The sequence below is a fragment of the Bacillus sp. DB-2 genome (genome assembly GCF_003315125.1).
Classification (GTDB): Bacteria; Bacillota; Bacilli; order Bacillales; family Bacillaceae_G; genus Bacillus_A; species Bacillus_A mycoides.
The window spans coordinates 59339-82182 of the sequence record NZ_QNRN01000005.1 but is presented as its reverse complement, the minus strand read 5'-3'; the positions used below and the strand labels follow the sequence as shown (position 1 = coordinate 82182).

At 35.6% G+C, this 22844-nt stretch carries 23 protein-coding genes and 2 pseudogenes; 18 read left to right on the top strand and 7 right to left on the bottom strand.

Annotated features, from left to right (window positions below; genetic code table 11):
* Positions 1–12 precede the first annotated feature (12 nt).
* The 9 genes from glpD to DET63_RS09970 all read left to right on the top strand — a co-directional run bounded on the left by glpD (position 13) and on the right by DET63_RS09970 (position 6462).
* Positions 13–1695 (top strand): aerobic glycerol-3-phosphate dehydrogenase, encoded by a 1683-nt coding sequence (gene glpD / locus DET63_RS10010; protein ID WP_002134793.1) that lies wholly within the window; start codon positions 13–15, stop codon positions 1693–1695.
* Between the two features lie 114 nt (positions 1696–1809).
* On the top strand, positions 1810–2142 hold the full coding sequence (locus DET63_RS10005) for a PadR family transcriptional regulator (protein WP_061674045.1): 333 nt from the start codon (positions 1810–1812) through the stop codon (positions 2140–2142).
* On the top strand, positions 2135–2908 hold the full coding sequence (locus DET63_RS10000; protein WP_113936612.1) for a VanZ family protein: 774 nt from the start codon (positions 2135–2137) through the stop codon (positions 2906–2908). The genes DET63_RS10005 and DET63_RS10000 overlap by 8 nt, the downstream gene beginning before the upstream one ends.
* 536 nt (positions 2909–3444) lie before the next feature.
* Complete coding sequence (locus DET63_RS09995; RefSeq protein ID WP_113936777.1) at positions 3445–3780, top strand: nucleotidyltransferase domain-containing protein; 336 nt, start codon at positions 3445–3447, stop codon at positions 3778–3780.
* Positions 3764–3943, top strand: coding sequence for a HEPN domain-containing protein (locus DET63_RS30605; protein ID WP_113936611.1), 180 nt, complete (start codon positions 3764–3766; stop codon positions 3941–3943). Before DET63_RS09995 ends, DET63_RS30605 begins: the two co-directional genes overlap by 17 nt.
* A gap of 13 nt (positions 3944–3956) precedes the next feature.
* On the top strand, positions 3957–4055 hold the full coding sequence (locus DET63_RS31030) for a hypothetical protein (protein ID WP_181777909.1): 99 nt from the start codon (positions 3957–3959) through the stop codon (positions 4053–4055).
* 197 nt (positions 4056–4252) lie between these two features.
* The gene (locus tag DET63_RS09980) at positions 4253–4786 is read left to right on the top strand and encodes a sigma-70 family RNA polymerase sigma factor (protein ID WP_113936610.1); all 534 of its coding nucleotides are present in this window, start codon (positions 4253–4255) and stop codon (positions 4784–4786) included.
* Positions 4787–4790: 4 nt separating this feature from the next.
* Positions 4791–5198 carry a PadR family transcriptional regulator gene (locus tag DET63_RS09975; protein ID WP_113936609.1) on the top strand — a complete coding sequence of 136 codons (408 nt, stop codon included), beginning with the start codon at positions 4791–4793 and terminating at the stop codon, positions 5196–5198.
* Between the two features lie 7 nt (positions 5199–5205).
* On the top strand, positions 5206–6462 hold the full coding sequence (locus DET63_RS09970) for an FtsW/RodA/SpoVE family cell cycle protein (protein ID WP_113936608.1): 1257 nt from the start codon (positions 5206–5208) through the stop codon (positions 6460–6462).
* 102 nt (positions 6463–6564) lie between these two features.
* Here DET63_RS09970 and DET63_RS09965 read toward each other — a convergent pair.
* Positions 6565–6768, bottom strand: a pseudogene (locus DET63_RS09965) (hypothetical protein); the annotation flags it as partial.
* A 90-nt stretch (positions 6769–6858) separates the two neighbouring features.
* Between DET63_RS09965 and DET63_RS09960 the strand changes: the two are divergent.
* Positions 6859–7743: pseudogene (locus tag DET63_RS09960) on the top strand (Rpn family recombination-promoting nuclease/putative transposase).
* 96 nt (positions 7744–7839) lie between these two features.
* On the opposite strand, the gene helD reads toward DET63_RS09960, so the two are convergent.
* The 3 genes from helD to DET63_RS09945 form a co-directional block, all read right to left on the bottom strand.
* Positions 7840–10176, bottom strand: a complete 2337-nt coding sequence (helD, locus tag DET63_RS09955; protein ID WP_113936606.1) for an RNA polymerase recycling motor HelD — start codon at positions 10174–10176, stop codon at positions 7840–7842.
* A 295-nt stretch (positions 10177–10471) separates the two neighbouring features.
* Entirely contained in the window at positions 10472–11338 is an 867-nt protein-coding gene (gene prsA / locus DET63_RS09950) for a peptidylprolyl isomerase PrsA (RefSeq protein WP_113936605.1), read from the bottom strand.
* A gap of 447 nt (positions 11339–11785) precedes the next feature.
* Positions 11786–11980 (bottom strand): hypothetical protein, encoded by a 195-nt coding sequence (locus DET63_RS09945; RefSeq protein ID WP_000172693.1) that lies wholly within the window; start codon positions 11978–11980, stop codon positions 11786–11788.
* Between the two features lie 118 nt (positions 11981–12098).
* On the opposite strand from DET63_RS09945, the gene DET63_RS09940 reads away from it, so the two are divergent.
* The gene (locus DET63_RS09940; RefSeq protein ID WP_002134804.1) at positions 12099–12434 is read left to right on the top strand and encodes a DUF1878 family protein; all 336 of its coding nucleotides are present in this window, start codon (positions 12099–12101) and stop codon (positions 12432–12434) included.
* 5 nt (positions 12435–12439) lie between these two features.
* Here the strand turns inward: DET63_RS09940 and DET63_RS09935 are convergent, their stop codons facing one another.
* From DET63_RS09935 to DET63_RS09925, 3 genes are all read right to left on the bottom strand, one after another.
* Complete coding sequence (locus DET63_RS09935; RefSeq protein WP_002134805.1) at positions 12440–12997, bottom strand: HTH-type transcriptional regulator Hpr; 558 nt, start codon at positions 12995–12997, stop codon at positions 12440–12442.
* A gap of 299 nt (positions 12998–13296) precedes the next feature.
* On the bottom strand, positions 13297–13659 hold the full coding sequence (locus DET63_RS09930) for a YtxH domain-containing protein (RefSeq protein WP_002011120.1): 363 nt from the start codon (positions 13657–13659) through the stop codon (positions 13297–13299).
* A gap of 208 nt (positions 13660–13867) precedes the next feature.
* Positions 13868–14302, bottom strand: a complete 435-nt coding sequence (locus DET63_RS09925) for an HIT family protein (RefSeq protein WP_001016832.1) — start codon at positions 14300–14302, stop codon at positions 13868–13870.
* A 700-nt stretch (positions 14303–15002) separates the two neighbouring features.
* Between DET63_RS09925 and ecsA the strand changes: the two genes are divergently transcribed.
* From ecsA to DET63_RS09885, 7 genes are all read left to right on the top strand, one after another.
* Positions 15003–15746 (top strand): ABC transporter ATP-binding protein EcsA, encoded by a 744-nt coding sequence (gene ecsA, locus DET63_RS09920; RefSeq protein WP_061674035.1) that lies wholly within the window; start codon positions 15003–15005, stop codon positions 15744–15746.
* Positions 15739–16950: an ABC transporter permease gene (locus DET63_RS09915; protein ID WP_113936604.1), complete on the top strand. Its 1212-nt coding sequence runs from the start codon at positions 15739–15741 to the stop codon at positions 16948–16950. Before ecsA ends, DET63_RS09915 begins: the two co-directional genes overlap by 8 nt.
* A gap of 13 nt (positions 16951–16963) precedes the next feature.
* Positions 16964–17671 carry an ecs operon protein EcsC gene (gene ecsC / locus DET63_RS09910; RefSeq protein WP_002011122.1) on the top strand — a complete coding sequence of 236 codons (708 nt, stop codon included), beginning with the start codon at positions 16964–16966 and terminating at the stop codon, positions 17669–17671.
* Positions 17672–17959: 288 nt separating this feature from the next.
* Positions 17960–19327 (top strand): APC family permease, encoded by a 1368-nt coding sequence (locus DET63_RS09905; protein WP_113936603.1) that lies wholly within the window; start codon positions 17960–17962, stop codon positions 19325–19327.
* Positions 19328–19339: 12 nt separating this feature from the next.
* Positions 19340–20956, top strand: coding sequence for an amidohydrolase (locus DET63_RS09900; protein WP_113936602.1), 1617 nt, complete (start codon positions 19340–19342; stop codon positions 20954–20956).
* A gap of 16 nt (positions 20957–20972) precedes the next feature.
* Positions 20973–21830 (top strand): carbon-nitrogen hydrolase, encoded by an 858-nt coding sequence (locus DET63_RS09895; protein WP_113936601.1) that lies wholly within the window; start codon positions 20973–20975, stop codon positions 21828–21830.
* Positions 21831–22105: 275 nt separating this feature from the next.
* Complete coding sequence (locus tag DET63_RS09885) at positions 22106–22831, top strand: (Fe-S)-binding protein (protein WP_113936600.1); 726 nt, start codon at positions 22106–22108, stop codon at positions 22829–22831.
* The last annotated feature ends 13 nt before the right edge of the window (positions 22832–22844 follow it).

Here is a 22844-nt window from a genome sequence, read left to right as displayed (position 1 = left end):
GGAGGAATTACCATGAAATTTTCAAGTAAACAACGTAAAGACGTATTAAACGGAGTAAATAAACAAGAGTTAGATGTGATCGTAATTGGTGGAGGTATTACTGGTTCTGGTATTGCATTAGATGGGGCAACACGCGGTTTATCAACAATTGTGTTTGAAATGCAGGACTTTGCAGCAGGTACATCAAGTCGTTCAACGAAACTTGTACACGGCGGTTTACGTTATTTAAAACAACTTGAAGTGAAAATGGTAGCAGAGGTGGGGAAAGAGCGTGCGATCGTATATGAGAACGGTCCCCATGTAACAACACCGGAGTGGATGTTACTTCCGTTCCATACAGGCGGCACGTTCGGGTCATTCAGTACATCAATTGGTCTTCGTGTATACGACTTCTTAGCAGGTGTAAAACGAAGTGAGCGCAGAAAGATGTTTAACCGTGAAGAAACGCTAAATAAAGAGCCTCTTGTAAAACAAGAAGGATTAAAAGGCGGCGGTTACTACGTAGAATATCGTACAGACGATGCGCGTCTTACAATTGAAGTAATGAAAGAAGCGATTGAGCATGGTGCGAAAGCTGTTAACTACGCAAAAGTAGACAGTTTCTTATATAAAGATGGAAAAGTATGCGGTGTACGTGTAATCGATTTACTAGACGGAGAAGTATATGAAGTTTACGGTAAGAAAATTGTAAACGCAGCTGGTCCTTGGGTAGATACACTTCGTGAAAAAGATAACTCGAAAAAAGGTAAAGTACTTCAGTTATCAAAAGGTGTTCACTTAGTAATTGATCAAAAACGTTTCCCATTAGGGCAAGCAATTTACTTTGATACACCAGATAAACGTATGGTGTTCGCGATTCCTCGCGAAGGAAAAACGTACGTAGGTACAACAGATACGTTCTATGATAAAGACGCAGCTGTACCGCACATGACAACAGAAGATCGCACATATATCATTAATGCGATTAACTACATGTTCCCAAGTGTAAAAATTACAGAAAAAGATGTGGAATCAAGCTGGGCTGGTGTACGTCCGCTAATTTATGAAGAAGGTAAGAATGCATCTGAAATTTCTCGTAAAGATGAAATTTGGACTTCTGAATCTGGTTTAATTACAATCGCGGGCGGTAAATTAACAGGATACCGCAAAATGGCTGAAATGGTAGTAGACTACGTAACGAATCTATTACAAAAAGAAGGCCATAGCGCATATAAGAAGAGCGATACGAAACATATGCCAATCTCTGGTGGTCATGTAAGTGGTTCACACGGATTCCCGGCATTTGTTGCGAAAAAAGCAGGCGAAGGTACGAAATATGGTTTAACGACAGCACAAGCGGAAAAATTCGCGAAATTCTACGGCTCTAACGTTGACGTACTGTTTGACTTAGCGAAAAAACATAAAGACGAAGCGAAAGAATACAACATGCCGCTAGACGTTCTAATCCCACTTGTATACGCAATGGATTACGAAATGACAGCGAAACCAGTTGACTTCTTCGTACGCCGCAGAGGCGCTGTATTCTTCAACATCCACTGGGTATACGAGTGGAAAGAAGCAGTAATCAACTACATGGCTGCGAAACTAGGCTGGAGCAAAGAAGAGCAAATGAAATACACAGCTGAATTAGAAAAAGCATTAACAGACGCTGTAATTCCTGTAGATCAACAAGAGCAGGCGGCTGCGTTAGCGTAAAATAGAGAACCACCTGAAGGGGAGCCTTTAGGTGGTTTTTTTATGGGGTATTATTTCAATTGTGTTGCATAACGACATATGTTGTTATACGATGTATATAAGGAGGTGGTATTGTTGGACAAAGAAATCTTGAAGGGAAGTATAGATATTTTATTACTTTCTATCATTGCAAAACGTGATACATATGGATATGAAATAGCCCAAAGTTTAAAGGATGCAAGTGAAGATTTGTATAGTATGGGGCAGGGAACTTTGTATCCAGCTTTAAAGCGATTAGAAAAAAAGGAATTTCTTGAATCTTATTGGAATCAATCTGAGAATGGGATGAAAAGGAAATTTTATACTATTACAAGTAAAGGAAAAAAAGAATTGCAGAAGAAAGTGAACTCTTGGGAGCGTGTAACATCATTAATTCAAACTTGTCAGAAAGGAGTTATTTATGAGTGAATTTGATGAGTATATTAAGTCCATTTTAGCTTATTCAGAACTTAGAAATATTGAACAGGATGAGCTATTTCTAGAAATATATGATCACTTGAACAGCTTGAAAGAAGAATATATGGAACAAGGTATGAATGAAAAAGAAGCGGTGTATAAAGCGATTCAAACTTTTGGCGAATCAAAAGTTATTGGTTTAGAGATTAATCAATCGGTATACGAAGTTCCTAGGCCATTAAAGGTAGTATCAAAAATTTTATGTATTCCTTATATAATCATTTGTTTTATTGTCTTTTTAGGAGGATTTATTTCAAATTCTACATTTGACTCTGTTCGTAGTTTGACAGGTGGAACTGTCTATCATCCTATTGAATTTTGGCAGCAATTTTTACATATATCTGATTTAGAAACGCTGTTACAACTTTTTGGAATAACACTTTGGCAAATTAAAGATTTTATTGCACATCCAGGTCCTTGGGGGAACTCAACGTATTGGTTAACTGTTTTGCAACATATAATATTGGTAGTTCCATTTGGATTTTTCGTTCCAGTGTTGATCAATAAAGTGACGAACTATAAGAAAGCTTGTAAGTGGTATGTTATGACCTTTCTTGTTTGGGAGTTATTACATTTACTAACTTTATCTGATGTTTTTGATGTGTGGCGGATTGCTATAAATATGCTCGGTGCATCGATAGGATATCTTTTATTTATAAGCATGATACAAATGGATAATAAATTTAGGGTTATGCGCAAGAAGATATTTGAAAATTAACTTGCTATCATGTAGTTAAAATTATATACATTTAGTTCGGTGGTAATAGAGTATCACTGAAAACATAGGTATTATGTAGTGAGCCGATTTTTTATACTCGTAATAGGTGTTTTTAGTTGTTTATTTATTCATACTGTTATGAAACTGTTTCGTAATCTGTCTTTATTGGCACCATAAATGATGATAGCATTGGAATGAAATACACAGCTGAATTAGAAAAAGCGTTAAGAGACGCTGTAATTCCTGTAGATCAACAAGAACAGGCAGCTGCGTTAGTTTAAAAATAAACCGCGTGAGGGAGAGTCCTCATGCGGTTTTTTGTTTTATTATATTTGTACAGAGTGTACTGAAATTAGCTGAGTGTAGATTTTTGTTGCTTAACAGGATATGAATACGAAAGGTATAATAAGTATTATTATACCGTTTGAATAACTTAACAATTGTAGTAGTGTATTGGAGTTGAAATGAATCAATTTATTGATTTGCTTCTACAGCTAGGATTTATTGAGAAGGATTAATTTAAAGCGGTGAATGGAATGAATACTAATGTTCCAAAAGAGTTAAATCAATTAGTAGATAAAATGACTTCCTCTCTTTCTGATGTTAATAAAATTATTTTATTTGGGTCTCATGCTTACGGTATGCCTAATGAGGATAGTGATTTTGATTTGTGTGTAGTGGTTGATGGTATTGGTAAGAGGAAAAGAGAAGCCTTAAAGAAATTGAATTTAAGTATATTCGATGTAATGAAAACACCAGTCGATTTACTTGTTTACGGTTCTGAAGAATTTAATGAGCGTTCTGGTAATCCTGTAACAATGGAATACAAGATTGCTGAAGAAGGTAAGGTATTGTATGAAAAATTTCAGTGAGGCAAATTTATGGTTTGAAATTGCAGATTCAGATCTTAGAGTTTCTAATCATTTATTGTCTTTAATGCCTATTCCTTTTGCAATTATCTGTTATCATTGTCAACAGTGTGCTGAGAAATATCTAAAGGGGTATTTAACGTTTAAAAGAACTTCATCCGCCTAAAACGCATAATTTAATGCTGTTAGTAAAGGAATGTGCTGAATTTAATATGGAGTTCAATGATTTAATAGATGATTGTGCAGAGTTAAATAGTTATGCGATCGAAGTCAGATAGCCTTATTTTGAAGAACTTAATAAAACAGACGTATCGCAAGCTATAAAAGTGCGGGGAATATTAAAAGTTTTGTTTTAGAAAAAATTAAATAGTAGAGGATGAGCAAAACGGTATGGAAATTTCCAACCGTTTTTTTATGAATTTATAAAACTTTTCCATAGGGTGCGTCGTCTAATATATGGGAAGGAGGAAATGATGTGGATGAATTAACGGTAGAAGCGTTTGAAATAGAAGATAAGGAACTCCTTATCGATGAAATAATGAACAAATATGGACAAGAAGTCTTACAGCTTGTGTATTCATATGTGAACAATAAAGAAGTCGCTGAGGATGTAACGCAAGATATATTTGTGAAATGTTATAAATCTCTTCATACATACAAAGGGAAATCGAATGTGAAAACGTGGTTGTGGAGAATTGCGATTAATCAATGTAAGGACTACATAAAAAGTTGGTATAACAAAAAGGTGATCGTGACAGAGGATGAAGCTGCTTATATGGGGGTTCAAAATGATAGTGTCGAACAAACTGTCATTCAAAATGCGAAGGACCGTGAATTGGCTTCTGCAGTAATGAATTTACCGATAAAATACCGAGAGGTCATTTATCTATTTTATTATGAAGAACTATCAATTAAAGAGATTGCTATTGTAATAGAAGTGAAAGAAAATACGATAAAAACGAGAATGAAAAAAGCGAAGGAGCTTTTGAAGAAAGGATTGGAGGAATAATCAAATGGAAGATCGATTAAAAGGCCTGCGAAAATCAATGGAGAATACAACGTTTAAACATTTGAGTTTTTCTGATCAACATCGAAAGCAGGTGCGCGAAAAAATCAATGCGTCAAACGAAAAGGAAGAGGACATCTCTTTAGCGATTTTACAACTCCTCAGTAATGAAAAAACAGGATACGAATTGTCACAGTTACTACGAGGGAGAGGGATTCGGAAATTCGAAGGAAATGAAGGGTTTTTATATACCGTATTACATCGTCTAGAACAGAATCGTTTTATCCAATCAAGCTGGGATCATGAAGGAGCGAAATATTATCAATTAAACGATAAAGGAAGAAAGATGCTGCGAAAGGCAGAAAAAGATTCTACGAAGGCACGGTTTATATTAAAAGGATTAGTACAGGAGTGAGATAAAATTGAACAAAAAAGGGGAGCGTTTTGTAAGCGAAGTTACGAATCATATTAAATCAAAAGAAGCAAAGAGCTTTGTAGCAACTGAACTAGAGTTTCACTTAAAACAGGCGAAGAACACATGGATAGAAAAAGGGTTAAGTGAGGAAGTTGCTGAAAATAAAGCGGTAGAACAAATGGGAAGTCCGATTAAACTAGGGCAAGAACTTAATAAACTTCATAAGCCAAAGGTGGATTGGTTCTTACTTATTTTATTAGTGGCTGCTATGGGATTAGGGTTTTTGCCAATAATAGCTCTTGGGCATACGAATGATTTATTAATGAACAAAGTGATTTTTGTTATTCTCGGCATTGCAACAGCTGTTGGGATAATGCTACTTGATTATCGAAAGTTAGAGAGGCTCGGGTGGCTGTTTTATACAATCGGAGTACTTATCTTGTTAATGATAAAATGTTTTCCGACTGATTACGTGATTGGGGAAGCAATAATAAAAATTGGCCCCATCAAAATTGATTGTTTAATGACGATGCCATTCTTCTTTCTAGCTTGGGCTTCTTTTTTCAATAATAGTAGGTTAAAGTTTATGCATCTTCTCATGTTGTACGTATTTTCTTTATATCTATTTTCGACTATATCAATTCTTTTACCAATTTTCATCTACATTACGATGGTATTTGTTATGCTTTGGTGGAGTAAGTTAGGAAAGAAAACGGCATGGCTCATTACAATATTGCCTATTTTACCATTGATTATTAGGGATCTATTTTCCTGGTCTGCTGTAAAAGAATACCGGATAGCTAGAATTTTAGGATTTATAAACCCAGCGCATGATCAATGGGATTTACGTTTACAAGAGGCGATGTCTTCAGCAGGCTGGTTTGGTACATATGGAAATATAAAGTCTATCCCTGCTGCCCATACTGATTTTGTATTCGCGAGTTTGACTTACTATTATGGATATGTACTTGCGCTAGTTCTTGTCATTATTCTTTCTCTTTTTGCAGTAAGAATAATGAACATAGCTTATAAAATAAATGATGGTTATGGTAAATTGCTTCTCGTTGGCGGAGTGACTCTTTTTGTAATCCATTTTATTTGTAACGTTGGCATGATCCTCGGGATATTACCACGTTTTTCTATATCATTACCTTTTATTAGTTACGGATGGATACCAACTCTATTTCATGCATTTATAATGGGGATCGTGCTGAGTGTATATCGGCGTAAAGATATGTCGTTTAGAATGAGAAAAACACCTTGATACTTATATAAGTTGCATATAAAAGAATGCATTATTATGATTAAGTACAAACGTAAATAGATAGTAGAAGAGGGTTATGATAAATAACCCTCTTTTTCGTGTCTAAATAAGCGCACTTTCTTTAATAGAAATACATAATTCAGAACGACAGATTGATTCAGTTAGTTGTTGTAAATAGAAGTATTCTTCCGCATCTTTTTCGGAAGTGTTAGGATCTAATAAAGGTGAAGATAGAAGTACATCAATTGTAAGTATGTCTGCATCATGAGAAGTGATGTTATAACCTGCAAATACAGGTCGTTTTAAGAAATTTAAGTAAGTGCTTGTTTGCATGCGTATCACTATTTTATCTACAATAAAAGAAAAGCCTTTTATGAGATGGGGAGAGGAAAACTCATGTCTAGCCAACAATTAGTGAATTTACGCATTGATTTTGCTTTTAAACAATTATTTGGCACAAGTGGAAATGAAGATATTTTAAGTGCTTTTTTAAATGCGATGTTACAGGATTCTTTAGAATCGCCCATTGTTTCGTTACAATTAGCAGATTCACATTTACACAGGGAACATGAAGAAGATAAGTTATCTATTTTAGATATTTCAGCTATATTAGACACAGGAACAAAAGTCAACGTAGAAATACAGCTCAATAATAATCATCATATGATTAAACGCAGTTTATATTATTGGGGAAGGCTATACACATCTCAACTTCAAAAAGGAATGCCATACAGCTCTGTTCATAAAACAATTACAATCAATTTGTTAAATTTCGTTATGTTTCCTGAATACGAGGCATTCCATACAACAGGAGTCTTATGGAATCGACAACAACATAAAATATTGAGTAGTGATATCGAAGTTCACATCGTAGAGATTCCGAAACTTATGCAACAGTGGCGGAATGAACAAGTAAATCCCTGGGAAGATTTGTTTGTTCGTTGGTTATTATTACTTCCGGCAAACGAGGATGAACAACTAACCAAAACATTGGAGGACATTGCGATGAACCAAGACCCGATTTTACAATAAGCGATGAATAAATGGGAGCGTATGAGTCAAGATTCTTCTTTCCGACAAGCATATGAAGCAAGAGAAAAAGCTTTGATGGATGAAGCCGCAAAGTTCGCTCATGCTCGTAATGAAGGAAAGAAAGAGGGGATTGAAGAAGGTAAGATTCAATTAATTCGTGGAATGCATAAAAATGGAATGCCAATCGAAGATATTGCAAGGTTTACAAATTTACGCTTAGAAGAAATACGAAGCATTTTACAAGTCTAAATGATAAAAAAACACCTCCATTGAATTTGCATACTTAGTATGCGAATTCAGGAGGTGTTTTGATATGTGTCCCGTTTTCGGGGTTCACTTCAATCATCAAGGTGTTTTCGTTACAAGCTCAAAACTCTCCGAAGCAGCCCCTGTTACAAAAGGACTAACCTCACCAACGCTATAAAGCTGCAATTCATGCATTGCGCGCGTACAAGCAGTGTAGAACAATCTACGTAGGCTCTCATCGCTGTACACATCTTTAGAAGCATCGTAAATAATAACAGCATCAAATTCGATACCCTTCGCTAAATAAGCAGGGATAACGACGATGCCTTGCTCATACTCGGCTGAGTTACTTTTCACAAGTTTAATATTCTCGATATGACTGAGTGCCTCGTATGCAGCGGCACTTTCAGCCGCGGATTTACATATAATTGCGATCGTATTGTGCTGTAGTTTTTGTAGTTCAGCAACTTTGGAAGTGATACGCTCATGCAGCTCACTGTAATCCGAAACTTTAGTTACTGTAGGCTTTTCACCGTCACGTTCAAATGCATTAATGTTCTTTCCTTCAGGTACGAGGTCCCGTGTAAATTCAATTATCGGTTTTGTTGAACGATAGCTACGAGTTAAGTTGATGCCGTTCGTTTCATCTGATCCGTATAAGCTAGTAAGTGTATTGAAATTAACTGTCTCACTCGCATGAGCAAATATCGCTTGGTTAAAGTCTCCGAGTACTGTCATTTTTGCGGCAGGGAAGAGACGTTTTAAAAACTCGAACTGAAATGGAGAATAATCTTGTGCTTCGTCTACAAGTACGTGTTTAATCGATCTGTTCGTTTGGAAGCCTTCAATTAATTCTTTTAAAAGTAAAAATGGAGTCGCATCCTCGTAATGTAGCTTTCCTTCATCAAGCATGTTCACAGTTAATGAGCAAATGTCGTCCCATTCTTTAGGTTTTTCCCCAGCAACCCATGATGCATCTGTGAAGAGTTGTTTATATATGCCTGTGAAGTTGATGAAGCGCAATGTTTGAACACCTTTACGAAGCGGCTTCAATTTTTTACGGACAATCATACGTCCAAGTACTTTCGTTTCTTTCTCAAAATCATTAAAGGAGTTGTCGTCAAACTCGCCTTTTTTCTGTAAATATTTATAAGCCTTTTGGTATTCATCTTTACTAAGTAGTTCAATTTCTTCTTCTACCCAAGGCTTTTTCAGTTCTGTTTTTTCAATTGTGTCTATTTGTTTGTTTAGCCAATCCGTTAACTTCTCAATTCGATTATGGAAGCGGAGGGAGGAATCAGTATTATAAAATTGCTCTGTAATTTCTTTAGCAGAGGCAATCAGTGTTCCTCTAAATTTCATTCCTCTAAATAGCATGCCTGAAGATTCAAGAGATTGTCTGTACGCTCTAATCATCTCGAAAAATTGAGTAGATGCTTTAAATCGAATGCTCGCATTTCGAGTTTTATAATTTGCGCTATTCGTTTCAGTTAACATATATTCTAATTGCTCGTAAGGATCCTCAACGTCAAATGACTTACTGAGTCTATGGTTTAAATATTCTTGGAATGTAACTTGCTGCATATTTTCTTCGCCGAGTTCTGGCAGTACGTTAGATACGTAGCTGTTGAACATGGAGTTAGGGGAGAAGAGAATGATTTGATCTGCTTTTAGCCATTCACGATATTTATATAGTAAGTAGGCGATTCGCTGCAGGGCAGCTGATGTTTTACCACTACCAGCAGCTCCTTGAACGATAAGTAGTCGCCCTTCATCGTGACGGATAATTTCATTTTGCTCGCGCTGAATCGTAGCAACGATACTTTGCATATGTTTGTTTGTTCCTTTTCCGAGCGCTTGTTGCAGAATTTCATCTCCAATTGTGAGGCTCGTATCGAACATTGAATCAATCTCGCCATTTTGAATAATATATTGTAATTTTTTCTCTACATTACCGCAGATTACGCCTCCTGGTGTGCTGTATTCAGCCGGTCCTGGTGGATAATCGTAGTAAACACTTGAAATAGGTGCGCGCCAATCGTATATAAGAAAGTTTTCTCCACTTGCATCTGTAAGTGTAGCCACCCCGATATAAATTTGTTCTGCGCCAGATTCGCCTTCTTCTTTGAAATCAATTCGTCCGAAGTAAGGTGCTTTATGCATACGGCGTAGTGCGGCAAGTCGATTAAAGGTGTGCTTATGGGTAATTTGTGTTACGGCTAGTGACTGAGCTTGTTGTCTTAAGTTGATAACTGTTTCAAGATAATCGTCAAAAGTATCAGTGTTAACTTTAACATCATCCCAGAAGTGTTTACGAATGTTGATTACTTCTGCTCGGCGTCTGCCAGTGTCGCTTTCCAGTTTATCAATTTGCTCCGTAATCGTTTCTATTACGGTATCCAATCGTTTTTGCTCTTGATCAAGTTTTTTGTTCATACGTAAGCACTCCTTTAAAAGTGAAAAATAGAGGTTGACTGAAGATGTGTTTTGGTGTACAATTAAGATACGGATAAATACATTCTTTTATTTTTAGTGAATGCGTTTCTGTACTAATTTAACATAGTTTTTTAATTTAATCAATGATAATAAGATAAACCTTGGTTTCGTGTTGCACGAAACCAAGGTTTTTTTGTGTTGAATGGAGTAAGGTGAGGGAGTATATCGATTTATCGGCAAAAAAACTACTACAAAATAAAAAAGCTTGGGGGCTACCCAAGCTTTTTTCACTTCATTATTTCTTTTCGTCTTTTTTAGCGTCAGCTTTTGGTTCTTCGAAAAGATCTTTCAAATCTTTGTCGTCAACTTTTACGTCAGCTTTTTTGATTTCTTTCATCATAAGATCGTTCATAAATTGAGCATCTTGTGTTTTCTTCGCAACTAACTCTTTTTTCAGGTCAGCTTTTGATTGCTCAAATGATTTTTCTGGTTCTTTAATGTCTGTTACTTTAATGATATGGTAACCAAATTGTGTTTTTACAGGCTCGCTTACTTCATCTTTTTTCAGTTTATAAGCAGCATCTTCGAATTCTTTAACCATTTTACCATGTTCGAAGAATCCTAAGTCGCCACCTTTTTCTTTTGAAGCAGTATCTTCAGAGTATTGTTTCGCTAACTCTTCGAAAGATTTACCTTGTCCAAGTTCTTCTTTAACCTTTTTAGCAGTCGCTTCATCTTTTACAAGAATGTGGCTTGCCTTAACTTGAGGCTTGTAGTTATCTTTTAATTCTTTATCAGTGATTGTTTTCTCGATAGCTTGTTCTTGAGCTAATGAAGCGCGAACGCCATTTTTAACTGTTTCTTCTTTAAGGCCTTGTTGTTTCATTAGTGTATCGAATTGGTCACCGACTTGCTTTTTCATTTCATCGAACTTTTTGTCTACTTCTTTGTCATCGACTTTGTAGTTTTTAATAAGTACTTTTTCCATAACCATGTTATTTAGTACTTGTTTACCAGCTTGTGTCTTCATTTGATTGTAGAACTCTTCTTTAGTGATGTCACCAGCTTTAGATGTAACAATTTTGTCTGATGATGATGATGTTCCACATGCTGATAATGCGATTACACTTGTTGCGGCTAAGGCAAGCATAGCTTTCTTCATTCAATAAACACTCCTACTATTATGTATTTTTAATTTATCCCATACGAATGAAGAAACGCCTTATGATAGGTTATTTTCGTTCATAAGAACCTGATTAAGTCTCACTGATGTCTTTGCTTTTTTTATATGTAAAAGCACGCTTAACAGGGCTTACCGAGGCTTTAGGATAAAGTTTAGATGCGTGTCGTTTGTTTCATAGTATAAGCAATATGTACAAAATTTAATATATCATATTTCGACGGGTTTTCCTATTGATAAAGAAATTTTAACCAGTTTGTGTCAGATTTTGAAAGGGTACCATATTGGGCGCATGTCGCATATACAGAAAAGAGGAGGGGATGGGGGATGAATTCAAAACTTATTTTATTACTTGTACTGTTTATTTTATTAGTTATAGTAGGTATAATTTGCTTATAGAGGAAAAAAATGAGGAAGGGGCTTCCTTCCTCACTTTCCATGAAATATAATTTCTACATAACTAGAAATTAATAGAATGGTAATACATACATTAATAACTCGAAAGACACCGGGCTGGCGGCTCGCAGATATTTGTTTTCGCTCACACAGTGTATGTGTCATGAAATTCGTGTAAAATATAACAAGAAGTGCGAATGCAACAAAAACAACGGTTATAAGAGTCATGAGGCGAGACCTCCTTTTGGCTAAAATACATATACTTTATATATTGTATCATACGATATTTTATTCGTGTTACAAAATTCAGAAATAGAAGACTTTGTGTTAGGAAGCGAGGGAGAAAATGGACGTTGTAAGAAGACTAGAACAAGCTGAATACTACGTAGACCTACTATTTAAAATGATTGATGAAGAAAAGTGTCCATTTTATTCTTTAATCATAAAGAAAAAAGCTCGTAAAAAAGACATTGAACGTATACTAAAACTTTGTGAAAAACTGAACGAACAATATGTAGTGGAGAAAGCAGAAGGCCTTCTATTGTTTGATGCGCTATTAGATCAATTTGAAAAAGCGCTTCCACATCAGCTCGAAGTACACGAAACTGCGGAAGCGCTAGCAAAACAAGGTTTATTTAAGCCGCTTATGAATGAATTCTTAAGCATGATTGCGAAAAAATAAATAGATTATTTCTTAACTAACTTTTGATCGGATTCCGTAAAGTTCTCCTCAATATCTTCTAATGATTTCTCAAAAATATCGATGAAGTCTTGTCCGTAAATATTACGCAGGATTGCAATCAGTTCGATATTTTCTGGGAACTTACCATAAAAATTACGAAGTTCAAGTGCTCCATTAAAAACAGAATTATTTTCAGGATCATACTCCTCCATTAAGCGAAGTAGTAATTCTTCCCCTTTGTCTGTAATTTCAATGTACGTATTTCGTTTATCATCTTCTTTTTTTGAGAATATAAGATAGCCGCGTTCTTCAAGCTTTTTAGAGAAGTTAAACGCCGTTGATACGTGCATAACTCCAAACTTAGCAATCTCAGAAATAGAAGCCCCTTTTAAATGATAAGCGATGGTTAAAATGTGATGCTCATTAATGTTTAAATCGTAAGGTTTAATCCATTGTTGCCAATCTTTCTCTACGCATTTCCATAACGCTTTCGATAATTGAGCAATACGTTGGCTGAAAATCATCGCTTCTTTTACCGAGTAATTTTTTTCTCCACTTTTCATTTACTCACCCACTTTAACATTCTTTTTTCATTATTATCTATTATGCCAGTAAAATAAAAATTAATAAAGTCTTTTTGTGAGAATTGTGAAAATTTTTCGGAAAAATAACATTCTATACAAATCATGCATAACTATGGAAGCGTTTTATGAGTCGAGAATACATGTGTTGTCTTTACATGTTAAGGGATAACATATATTGTAAATGCATAAAAACACGGCATATCTATGTGATATGCCGTGTTAAGGTCAATTCGTATGAAAAATATTTGTTATATGCAAAAAACTAAGCAGGAATATGTTTACGCTTTTTCTGGAACGGCTTCTTGTAGTTTCTCAATTGACTTTTGAATGTCTAAAATTTCTTTTTCAATATGTCGTTTGTTTTGAGAAATATCTTGTTTCCAGTTAGAAAGCGTGTCATGCATATCGTCTTTTAGTTCTTGGAATACTTCTTTACCCTCTGAAGCAGTTTCAACGATTTGACGCTTTAATAACTTCGTATCAGCTGTAATATCAGCTAATGTTTTTTTAATATCAGTTCCTTTTTCTTTCAGCTTACCGCGCATAGCTTTACCAGAAGAAGGAGTTGAGAAAAGAACGGCTAGCCCAGCAACTGCTCCGCCGCAAAGTACACCTGTAATAAAGGATTTAGCTTTTGACATAAAAGGAAACCTCCTTATTTTTCGTTCGTATTCATGATGTATAAAAGTGTGCATATCTTTAAGACAAGGGGAAGAAAAGTGAGCTTTTCTCTCTTGTACATGCTATGCACAAAAAATCATATCCCCGGCATTTTTTGTGAAGAAAGAAGCCGTACAATAAATGCCAGAGGAATCGGCTTATTATGTATTACTTCTTATTATAGTGGCACTATTTCACACTATTTGCAATTGTACTTGCGATGTTTTGTAAATTTTCCATTGTATATTCATTTTGGTGTGATTTCCAAACAGCACCGAAACCATCGTTTTCACCGTAGCGTGGAATTAAATGAAGGTGGAAGTGGAATACAGTTTGTCCAGCTTTCTCGCCGTTATTGTTAAGTAGGTTGAAGCCAACTGGATTAAATTCTGCTTTCATTGCATTTGCGATTTTTGGAACGACAGCAAAAATATGTGATGCGATTTCTGGCGTTAACGCAAAAATGTCTTGTTTGTGAACTTTCGGAATAACAAGAGTATGTCCTTTTGTTACTTGACTAATATCTAAAAATGCAAGTACATGTTCATCTTCGTATACTTTTGAGCAAGGGATTTGCCCGTCAATGATTTTACAAAAAATACAATTGTCCGCTGTATGATTCATCGATCTCATCCTTTCAAATGGTCTTAGCCGTATTTTACCATAATTACATAGGAGAACAAACACGAAAAACAGGAAGCTGACTCAGCTTCCTGTTTTCTGAAGAGGGATTGAAAAAGCATTTTTTATAATTTACGGTTCGCAGACACCTCATTTATATAAGAAATACATGGTAAATCGGCTGAAATATCTACCGTAGACACCCCATTTTCAAGTGAAATGAATTGCAATCTTGTATTAAATGAAATTGTTAGTGTTTAAAACAGTATATGCTCTTTCACAGACACCTCATTTATTTAAGAAATGCACGGTAAATCGGCTAAAGTCTCTGCCGTAGACACCCCATTTTCAAGTGAAATGAATTGCAATCTTGTATTAAATGAAATTGTTTATTTTTTAAAACAGTATATGCTCTTTCGGAGACACCCCGTTTCGAAAATGAAACAAATTATCTGGTTATGTGTAAATTTCATTGTCCAACTTGGACACCCCATTTCATGATGACTTCACTATGTTGTTGTACTCATCAATTGGTGGTTGCTTTTTCAAGTGTGTTCCTTCTTCCTTAATTATGATGTCCGCTTTCGTAAAAATATATGCGAAGAAATTTTAATTTTTTTTGGAGACATCGATACTATGTAGTACAGCACAATTTTTGGTAAGATGAATATAGAATGAATACTAATGAAGAAAGTGGTGTCGTATGAGCGAGTTATTGCGTGTAGAAAATGTTACAGGAGGATATACGAAACGACCTGTACTGCAAAATGTTTCGTTCTCTGTTAATAAAGGCGAACTTGTCGGCTTGATCGGTTTAAATGGGGCTGGGAAAAGTACGACAATTAAACATATCATCGGTTTAATGGAGCCGAAAAAAGGAACTGTCACAATTAACGGGAAAACAATTCGTGATGATATGACAGCGTACCGTTCTAGTTTCTCCTTCATTCCAGAAACGCCAGTATTATATGATGAGTTAACGTTAGAAGAGCATTTGAAATTAACAGCGATGGCGTACGGTGTAGATGAAAAACAATATGAAGAACGCGTAGGACAATTATTACATGAATTTCGCATGAAAAATCGCTTAAAATGGTTTCCGTCTCATTTCTCAAAGGGGATGAAACAAAAAGTGATGATTATGAGTGCATTTTTAGTTGAGCCATCACTTTACATTGTGGACGAACCTTTCGTTGGACTTGATCCGTTAGCGATTCAATCACTTCTTCAAATGATGGATCAAATGAAAAAGAGTGGTGCGGGCATCTTAATGAGTACACATATTTTAGCGACAGCAGAGCGCTATTGTGATTCATTCATTATTTTGCATCAAGGTGAAGTGAGAGCGATGGGAACATTATCAGAACTTCAATCCGGGTTTAATATGCCTGGTGCAACGCTTGATGATATTTATATTGCGTTAACGAAGGAAGAAGATTATGAATAGCACAGCGTTATGGAAAGAACGATTTCGGCACTTTCTAAAAGAAGTTCGTACATATAGTAAATACGTATTTAATGATCATTTGAAATTTATTTTCGTATTTATCATCGGTGCAGGAGCGTATTATTACCAGCAATGGTTACAAACGTTAACACCTTCGTTTGAGGCGGCGCTTGTTATGGCAGTCTTACTTGGCCTCGTATTAACAGCTGGGTCAGTCCAAACGTTATTAAAAGAAGCAGACCTCGTGTATTTGCTGCCAGTTGAAGAAAAGTTAAAGCCTTACTTTACGAAGGCATTTCTTTTTACGTTTATGATTCAGTTATACATAATCGCAATGGTAGCAGCTGCGCTTGCCCCGTTATACTTCCAGCAAATGAAACAAACAGGTGCAAATTACATATGGATTGTAATTGCGTTTGTCATTGTAAAAGCGTGGAATTTATTCGTAGCGTGGGAAAAATCATTTTTAACAGATCAAAATGTACAAAGAGCGGATTGGTTTATTCGTTTTATTTTAAACGGCTTATTTGTGTACGTCCTTGTAGAACGTACTTCAGTCATTTTTACCGGTGTGATTGTCTTTTTAATGGCGCTATACCTTGCTGTTATGCATCAAAAGGTGAAAGGAAAGCCGCTAAACTGGGAGTATTTAATTTCTGAAGAGGGTAAAAAAATGATGCTGCTGTACCGCATTGCGAATATGTTCGTTGATGTACCAGCGTTAAAAGAGAGAGTATCACGTAGGAAATGGCTTGATTTCATTCTTTCGATGATTGGTGAGAAACGTACATATTTATACTTATATACGAGAACATTTTTAAGATCGGGTAACTATTTCGGATTATATATGCGTTTACTCGTTCTTGGTGGAGTCATTCTTTACTTCATCCCATTTTTATATGGACGTTTTATCGTAAGCATTGTTTTCTTATACTTAATCGGCTACCAGCTCTTAACCCTTTGGAAACATCACCGTATGAAAGTTTGGCTTGATTTATATCCGGTAGGGGGAGACGAGAAGAAGAGAGATTTCCTTACTTTATTAAATGCGATTCTTATCATTGGTAGCGTTGTATTTACAATTATATTTGCACTTGCGACGAAAGATTTCATAATGACCGGCATTTTATTTGTCGTAAGCATATTATTTAGTATTGGTTTCGTTTATCAATACGGGGCGAAACGAATTGAGCGTTTAAACTGAAAGGAATGAACCTATGATTACATATGAAGAGAAGGTTATAAAAGAATTGGAGCAGTGGAAAGCTACATTCATGAAAGATTCTTCTATGATGACACGGTTCTCTAAAAAAGTGCAGGTGAAAGTGCAACAACTAGTACCCGCGAAAGTACAAAAGGTACTAACAGAAACGATTCGGATGATGGTACAAACAATTAGTGCTGGATCAAACTTCATAAAACCGAAGCTAAAAGAAACGAACTGGTCACTGCAAAGACGAGACGATGAAGTACGTAAAAAAATGGACGAATATAAAAAAGTCGCAGCGGCAGAAGGAGCAGGAACGGGAGCAGGTGGTATTCTCCTCGGTCTTGCTGATTTTCCGCTTCTACTTACCATTAAAATAAAATTTTTATTTGATGCAGCAACATTGTACGGATTTGATACGAGTAAAAAAGAAGAACGCCTTTTTATTCTTCACGTTTTCCAGCTTGCTTTTTCAAGTGACGATTACCGAAAAGAAGTATGGAAAGCGATTGAAACGTGGGATACAGAAGAAGAAAATCATATGGACTGGGAAAAGTTCCAAACAGAATACCGAGACTATATCGATTTAGCAAAAATGCTCCAGCTCGTCCCGATCATCGGTGCCCCGGTCGGAGCGTACGCAAATTATCAATTATTGCAAAGGCTTGGGGAAGTAACGATGAATTGTTATCGTATGCGATTGCTTAATAGAAATTGATTTGTTTTACAAAAAGCATCCTAAATGTGTAATTTAGGATGCTTTTTTTATTTATATTTATTATTTCCTAACGGTTTAAGGAATTGGTATTTTTTTCTTTTTTAAAAATTTTTGGCGTACGGAAAGTATGCAAGTATTCATAACTTATGCAGAAACGGATATTTTCCCGTGGGGAATTTATCCGTTTTTTTTTGCTTTATAGCATGAGAAAATAATGATTTTCCCATATGGTAACAAAATGGAACAAAAATTGCATGGATAAGTTGCAAAGATGAAGGGGGTTGAAAAGTGAAAAATGACATTCAGTTGAAGCGTTCGTTGACTTTTTTTCAACTTGTATTGCTAGGTTTGGCCTATATGGCACCATTAACGGTATTTACTACGTTTGGCGTAGTGGAATCTTTATCAAAAGGAGTGATACCAACAGCCTATATACTTGCGCTATGTGCGATGTTATTTACAGCATATAGTTATGGACAAATGACAAAAGCGTACCCAATTTCGGGATCAGCTTATACGTATACACAAAAGTCATTAAGTCCAGGATTAGGTTTCATGGTTGGTTGGGTAATTCTAATGGATTATTTGTTTATCCCTATGATTAACTTCCTCATTATTTCACTCTATTTATCGGAATATCTCCCTTCTGTTCCTTCTAGTATATGGATTATTACGATGATTATAATTGTGACAGTAATTAATGTTGTAGGGACAAAAGTAACGATTACAATGAATATGATTTTTTTAGGGTTCCAATATATCGTATTGATAGTTTTTTGTGCTCTATGTATTCATTCACTTCTTAATGGAACAGGAGAGGGAACATTATTTTCATTAAAACCGTTTATGAATCCAGATTCTTCAATAATTGCAGCATTTTCAGGGGCATCTGTACTTTGTTTATCATTTTTAGGGTTTGATGCTTTAACAACTTTTGCAGAGGAAACAATTCAACCAAAAAGGACTATTCCAAAAGCGATTTTCTTTGTCATTTGCTTTTCTGGAATGTGCTATATTATCGTCTCATATCTAGCACATTTAATACATCCAGACTATTTGGCATATAAAAGTTTAGATACGGCAGCCGCTGAAATCGCTAGAATGATAGGCGGGAATTTATTTAATGCTTTGTTTCTTGCAGGAATGGTTGTAACTTCATTCACATCCGCCTTAGCTTCTCATGCTAGTGTTTCGCGTATTTTATATGCAATGGGGAGGGACTCTGTACTACCAAAATCATTTTTTGCCTATATACATCCGCGTTTTCAAACACCTATCAAAAATATTATTTTAGTGAGTATTTTTGCTTTGGTGTCACTATTTACTGATCTTGTTACAATTACATCTTTTATTAACTTCGGTGCATTGATTGCTTTTACATTTGTGAATATTTCCGTCATTGCACATTATTTTATTAAGGGGGGACAAAGGTCATTAAAATCTACGATTCTCTATTTGTTAATACCGCTAATTGGTGCATGTATAACAATTAAATTGTGGAGTGATTTAGACAAGATGTCTCTCATATTGGGAGGAATATGGACCATTATGGGTATTGTGTATCTTCTATATATAACAAAATTCTTCCGTGTTCAACCACCACAGATGAATTTTGATGAATTGCCAAAAGAAGATGGACAAGAAGTATCTATTTAGAGGGGGAGAATTATGAGAAAAAAAGCGGATATGATTTTAAGTAGTCATGCTGTATTTACAGGTATAGGAGAAAAACCTATCTCGGCATCAATTATTGTTAAGGATGATAAGATTATTGCTCTTGTTCCGAAAGAAGATATTCACGGTTATGTAGATGCTGACACAATTGTACATGATTTTGGAAATCAGCTTATTATGCCTGGATTTCATGATTTCCATATTCATTTAATGTTAGGAAGTTTAGTAAGTGAGGGAGTACAGTTAATTCATGCGCGTTCAGCTAGAGAAGTTGGAAAGTTTGTAAAGGAATTTGCTGAACGAAATAAAGAGATAAACTGTGTAATTGGAAGCAGTTGGGAACAGAATTTGTGGGGAATTCATGAAGAGCCACATCGGATGATATTGGATGAGTATGTTGCAGATCGACCAGTGTTTTTATACCATGCTGAATTTCATAGTGTTTGGTTAAATAGTAAAGCACTTGAAATGGCAGGGATTAATAAAGAAACTAAGAGTCCACCATATGGAGAAATCGTTAGGGATCAAAATGGTGAGCCAACAGGAGTCTTAAAGGAAAATGCAGTGGGATTAGTAACTAGCGTATTGCAGTTTAACTCTAAACGAAATAGGATATTGCTTCAAAATTTTTTAATAGAAGCTGCGAAATATGGAGTAACCTCTGTGCATGATTTATTGAGGATACCAGAAATGGGCGTGGAAGAAGCGGAGTTATATGATGAATTTGAAAAGATAGGAAAGTTAACAACAAGAATTCATTTTGTTGCGCCGCTAAATGGAGATTTAAACTTAGCAAAATCCTTAAAGGAAAAATACAAATCTAGTATGGTTCAATTTTGCGGGTTTAAACAATTTATTGATGGAGTAACAACTAGTTATACGGCATATTTACTTGAATCATATAATGAAGAAACGACAAGAGGTCATACTACATATCCACCAGAAATCATAAAAAAATGGACAGTAGAGGCTGATAAGGAGGGCTTTCGCGTAAGATTTCATGCAATAGGAGATGGAGCTGTACGTTTAGCATTAGATGCTTTTGAAGAGGCTGAAATACAGAATGGAAAAAGAGATGCAAGGCACGCAATTGAGCATGTCGAAATGATTCATTCCAATGATATTGAGAGGTTTCAAAAATTAGGGGTGTTGGCGTCTATTCAGCCTGAACATATTAATCTTACAAGTCGAGAAGTATATAGAAGGTTAATTGGATCAGAAAGAATGCAATACAATTACTTGATGAAAACATTAATGGATGCAGGAACAAAGCTTGTATTTGGCAGTGATTATCCTGTTGTTACAATAAACCCGTTACCAGAAATTTACCGAGCTGTAACAAGGCTAGATGATGAAGGTGTGGAATGGAATTCGCAAGAGAAAATATCATTAGCGGAAGCGTTACGAGCATACACGTATACTCCTGCATATGCCTCATTTCGCGAAAATGAACTAGGCATAATAGAAGAAGGGAAGCTAGCTGACATAGTTGTGCTAGATCGGAATTTGTTTACTGTACCGGTGGAAGAAATTAAAGATTCTAAGGTTATTTTTACAGTGGTAAATGGCAATATAGTTTTTCGGAATGAAAAAGAAAGCATTAAGAATTAATGGGGGGAAGAAGAGAATGAATGAAGTGACAATTGGGCTAGTTCAATTAGCGTGTAATGAAAATATCAAGGGGAATATAGAAAGAACAATAGCAAAGGTAAGAGAATCAGCAAAAAAGGGAGCCAAGATTATTTGTTTACAAGAGTTATATCATGCTGAATACTTCGCTCAAAGCGTTTCAGTTCGTAATTATGAACTGGCAATTTCTTTTGAACATGAAGCATTACAAGCGATGCAAAGGTTAGCGGAAGAACTTCATGTTGTTTTAATTGTTCCTTTTTATGAATGGGTAGCACAAGGGATTTATTTTAACAGTGCAGCAGTGTTTGATGCTGACGGTAAATATTTAGGAACAACACGTAAAAATCATATTCCAGATGGACCGAGTTACCATGAAAAATATTATTTCACACCAGGAAATACAGGGTATCCAGTATATAGTACAAAGTATGGGAAAATAGGAATCGGGATCTGCTGGGATGAATGGTTCCCTGAAGTAGCACGAATTTTGACACTAAAAGGAGCAGAAATATTATTTTATCCTTCCGCAATTGGCTCTGAACCAGATTATCCAGAATTATCAACAAAACCAATTTGGACAAAAGCTATTTCAGCTCATAGTATTCATAACGGTGTATTTGTTGCAGCTGTAAATCGAGTCGGGAAAGAAAAGGGCATGTGTTTCTATGGAGGAAGTTTTATCAGTAATCCAATGGGAGAAATTGTTTGTTCTTTGGGAGAGGAGGAAGGAATACTCATCCAAAAAATTGATACAAAGGAAATTAATGAAGCACGTAATCTACTGCAATTTTTAAGAGATCGTCGTACGGACACATATTCCCTAATTTTAGAAAAAGAAGTTCTAAGCATATAAAAAAGACTCTCAAATTTGAGAGTCTTTTTTTGTTTGGAATAAAGTTTATATTTTGGTAGCTGCTGGCGTGTCGATGGTAAGTTCCATTATTACATTTGTTTTAGGGTTTGCGATTGTATCGTATTTTAGTAAGAAAAAGTGATTGAGATGGATCTCAATCACTTTTTTGTTATTTCTATTCATATTTTTAAAATTATTACCAATAATATACAGATAAAGGATGTTTGGTTATAAAGTTACTTGAGCTTACTTTACTGTATTTAGGGGTGCAAAATATGAAAGTATCAATATTTATTACTTGTGTTGCAGATGTTTTTTATCCAGAAGTAGGGAAAGATGTTGTGGAAATTCTTGAAGATTTAGGGTGTGAAGTTGATTTTCCAAAAACTCAAACTTGCTGCGGACAACCTGCTTATAATAGCGGGTATGTGAAAGAAACAAAAACAGCTGCAAAACATATGATTGAAGCCTTTTCTAGTTCAGAATATGTTGTGGCACCATCGGGCTCTTGCGCTATGATGGTTCACGAGTTTTCTAGCTTGTTTTCTGAAAGTGAAGCGGATTGGAAGAAAAAAGCTACTGAACTTGGAAATAAAACATACGAATTCACACAATTTATTGTGGAAGTATTAGGGAAAGAAGACTTAGGTGCAGAGCTTCATAAAAAAGCAACGGTTCATACATCTTGTCATATGAGCCGATTAATGGGGATTAAGGAACCACCGCAAAAACTATTAAAGTGTGTAAAGGGACTGGAAGTTGTTTCATTGCCGCATAATTATGATTGTTGCGGATTTGGAGGGACATTCTCGGTGAAAATGCCAGAAATCTCTGAGCAAATGGTTGAGGAAAAAGTAAAGCATATTATGGAAACCGGTGCGGAATTGTTAATTGGGATGGATTGTAGCTGCTTAATGAATATAAAAGGACGTTTAACACGTAATGGTTATCAGATTGATGTAAAACATATTGCTCAAGTATTAAATGAAGATCGAAAATAAGAGGGGGATATAG

Bases quoted from the DNA above. Each gene is read 5' to 3' on its own strand.
- glpD (WP_002134793.1), top strand. From the start codon at position 13: ATGAAATTTTCAAGTAAACAACGTAAAGACGTATTAAACGGAGTAAAT.
- DET63_RS10000 (WP_113936612.1), top strand. From the start codon at position 2,135: ATGAGTGAATTTGATGAGTATATTAAGTCCATTTTAGCTTATTCAGAA.
- DET63_RS09995 (WP_113936777.1), top strand. From the start codon at position 3,445: ATGAATACTAATGTTCCAAAAGAGTTAAATCAATTAGTAGATAAAATG.
- DET63_RS30605 (WP_113936611.1), top strand. From the start codon at position 3,764: ATGAAAAATTTCAGTGAGGCAAATTTATGGTTTGAAATTGCAGATTCA.
- DET63_RS31030 (WP_181777909.1), top strand. From the start codon at position 3,957: ATGCTGTTAGTAAAGGAATGTGCTGAATTTAATATGGAGTTCAATGAT.
- DET63_RS09975 (WP_113936609.1), top strand. From the start codon at position 4,791: ATGGAAGATCGATTAAAAGGCCTGCGAAAATCAATGGAGAATACAACG.
- helD (WP_113936606.1), bottom strand. From the start codon at position 10,176: ATGAACAAAAAACTTGATCAAGAGCAAAAACGATTGGATACCGTAATA.
- prsA (WP_113936605.1), bottom strand. From the start codon at position 11,338: ATGAAGAAAGCTATGCTTGCCTTAGCCGCAACAAGTGTAATCGCATTA.
- DET63_RS09945 (WP_000172693.1), bottom strand. From the start codon at position 11,980: ATGACTCTTATAACCGTTGTTTTTGTTGCATTCGCACTTCTTGTTATA.
- DET63_RS09940 (WP_002134804.1), top strand. From the start codon at position 12,099: ATGGACGTTGTAAGAAGACTAGAACAAGCTGAATACTACGTAGACCTA.
- DET63_RS09935 (WP_002134805.1), bottom strand. From the start codon at position 12,997: ATGAAAAGTGGAGAAAAAAATTACTCGGTAAAAGAAGCGATGATTTTC.
- DET63_RS09930 (WP_002011120.1), bottom strand. From the start codon at position 13,659: ATGTCAAAAGCTAAATCCTTTATTACAGGTGTACTTTGCGGCGGAGCA.
- DET63_RS09925 (WP_001016832.1), bottom strand. From the start codon at position 14,302: ATGAATCATACAGCGGACAATTGTATTTTTTGTAAAATCATTGACGGG.
- ecsA (WP_061674035.1), top strand. From the start codon at position 15,003: ATGAGCGAGTTATTGCGTGTAGAAAATGTTACAGGAGGATATACGAAA.
- DET63_RS09915 (WP_113936604.1), top strand. From the start codon at position 15,739: ATGAATAGCACAGCGTTATGGAAAGAACGATTTCGGCACTTTCTAAAA.
- ecsC (WP_002011122.1), top strand. From the start codon at position 16,964: ATGATTACATATGAAGAGAAGGTTATAAAAGAATTGGAGCAGTGGAAA.
- DET63_RS09900 (WP_113936602.1), top strand. From the start codon at position 19,340: ATGAGAAAAAAAGCGGATATGATTTTAAGTAGTCATGCTGTATTTACA.
- DET63_RS09895 (WP_113936601.1), top strand. From the start codon at position 20,973: ATGAATGAAGTGACAATTGGGCTAGTTCAATTAGCGTGTAATGAAAAT.
- DET63_RS09885 (WP_113936600.1), top strand. From the start codon at position 22,106: ATGAAAGTATCAATATTTATTACTTGTGTTGCAGATGTTTTTTATCCA.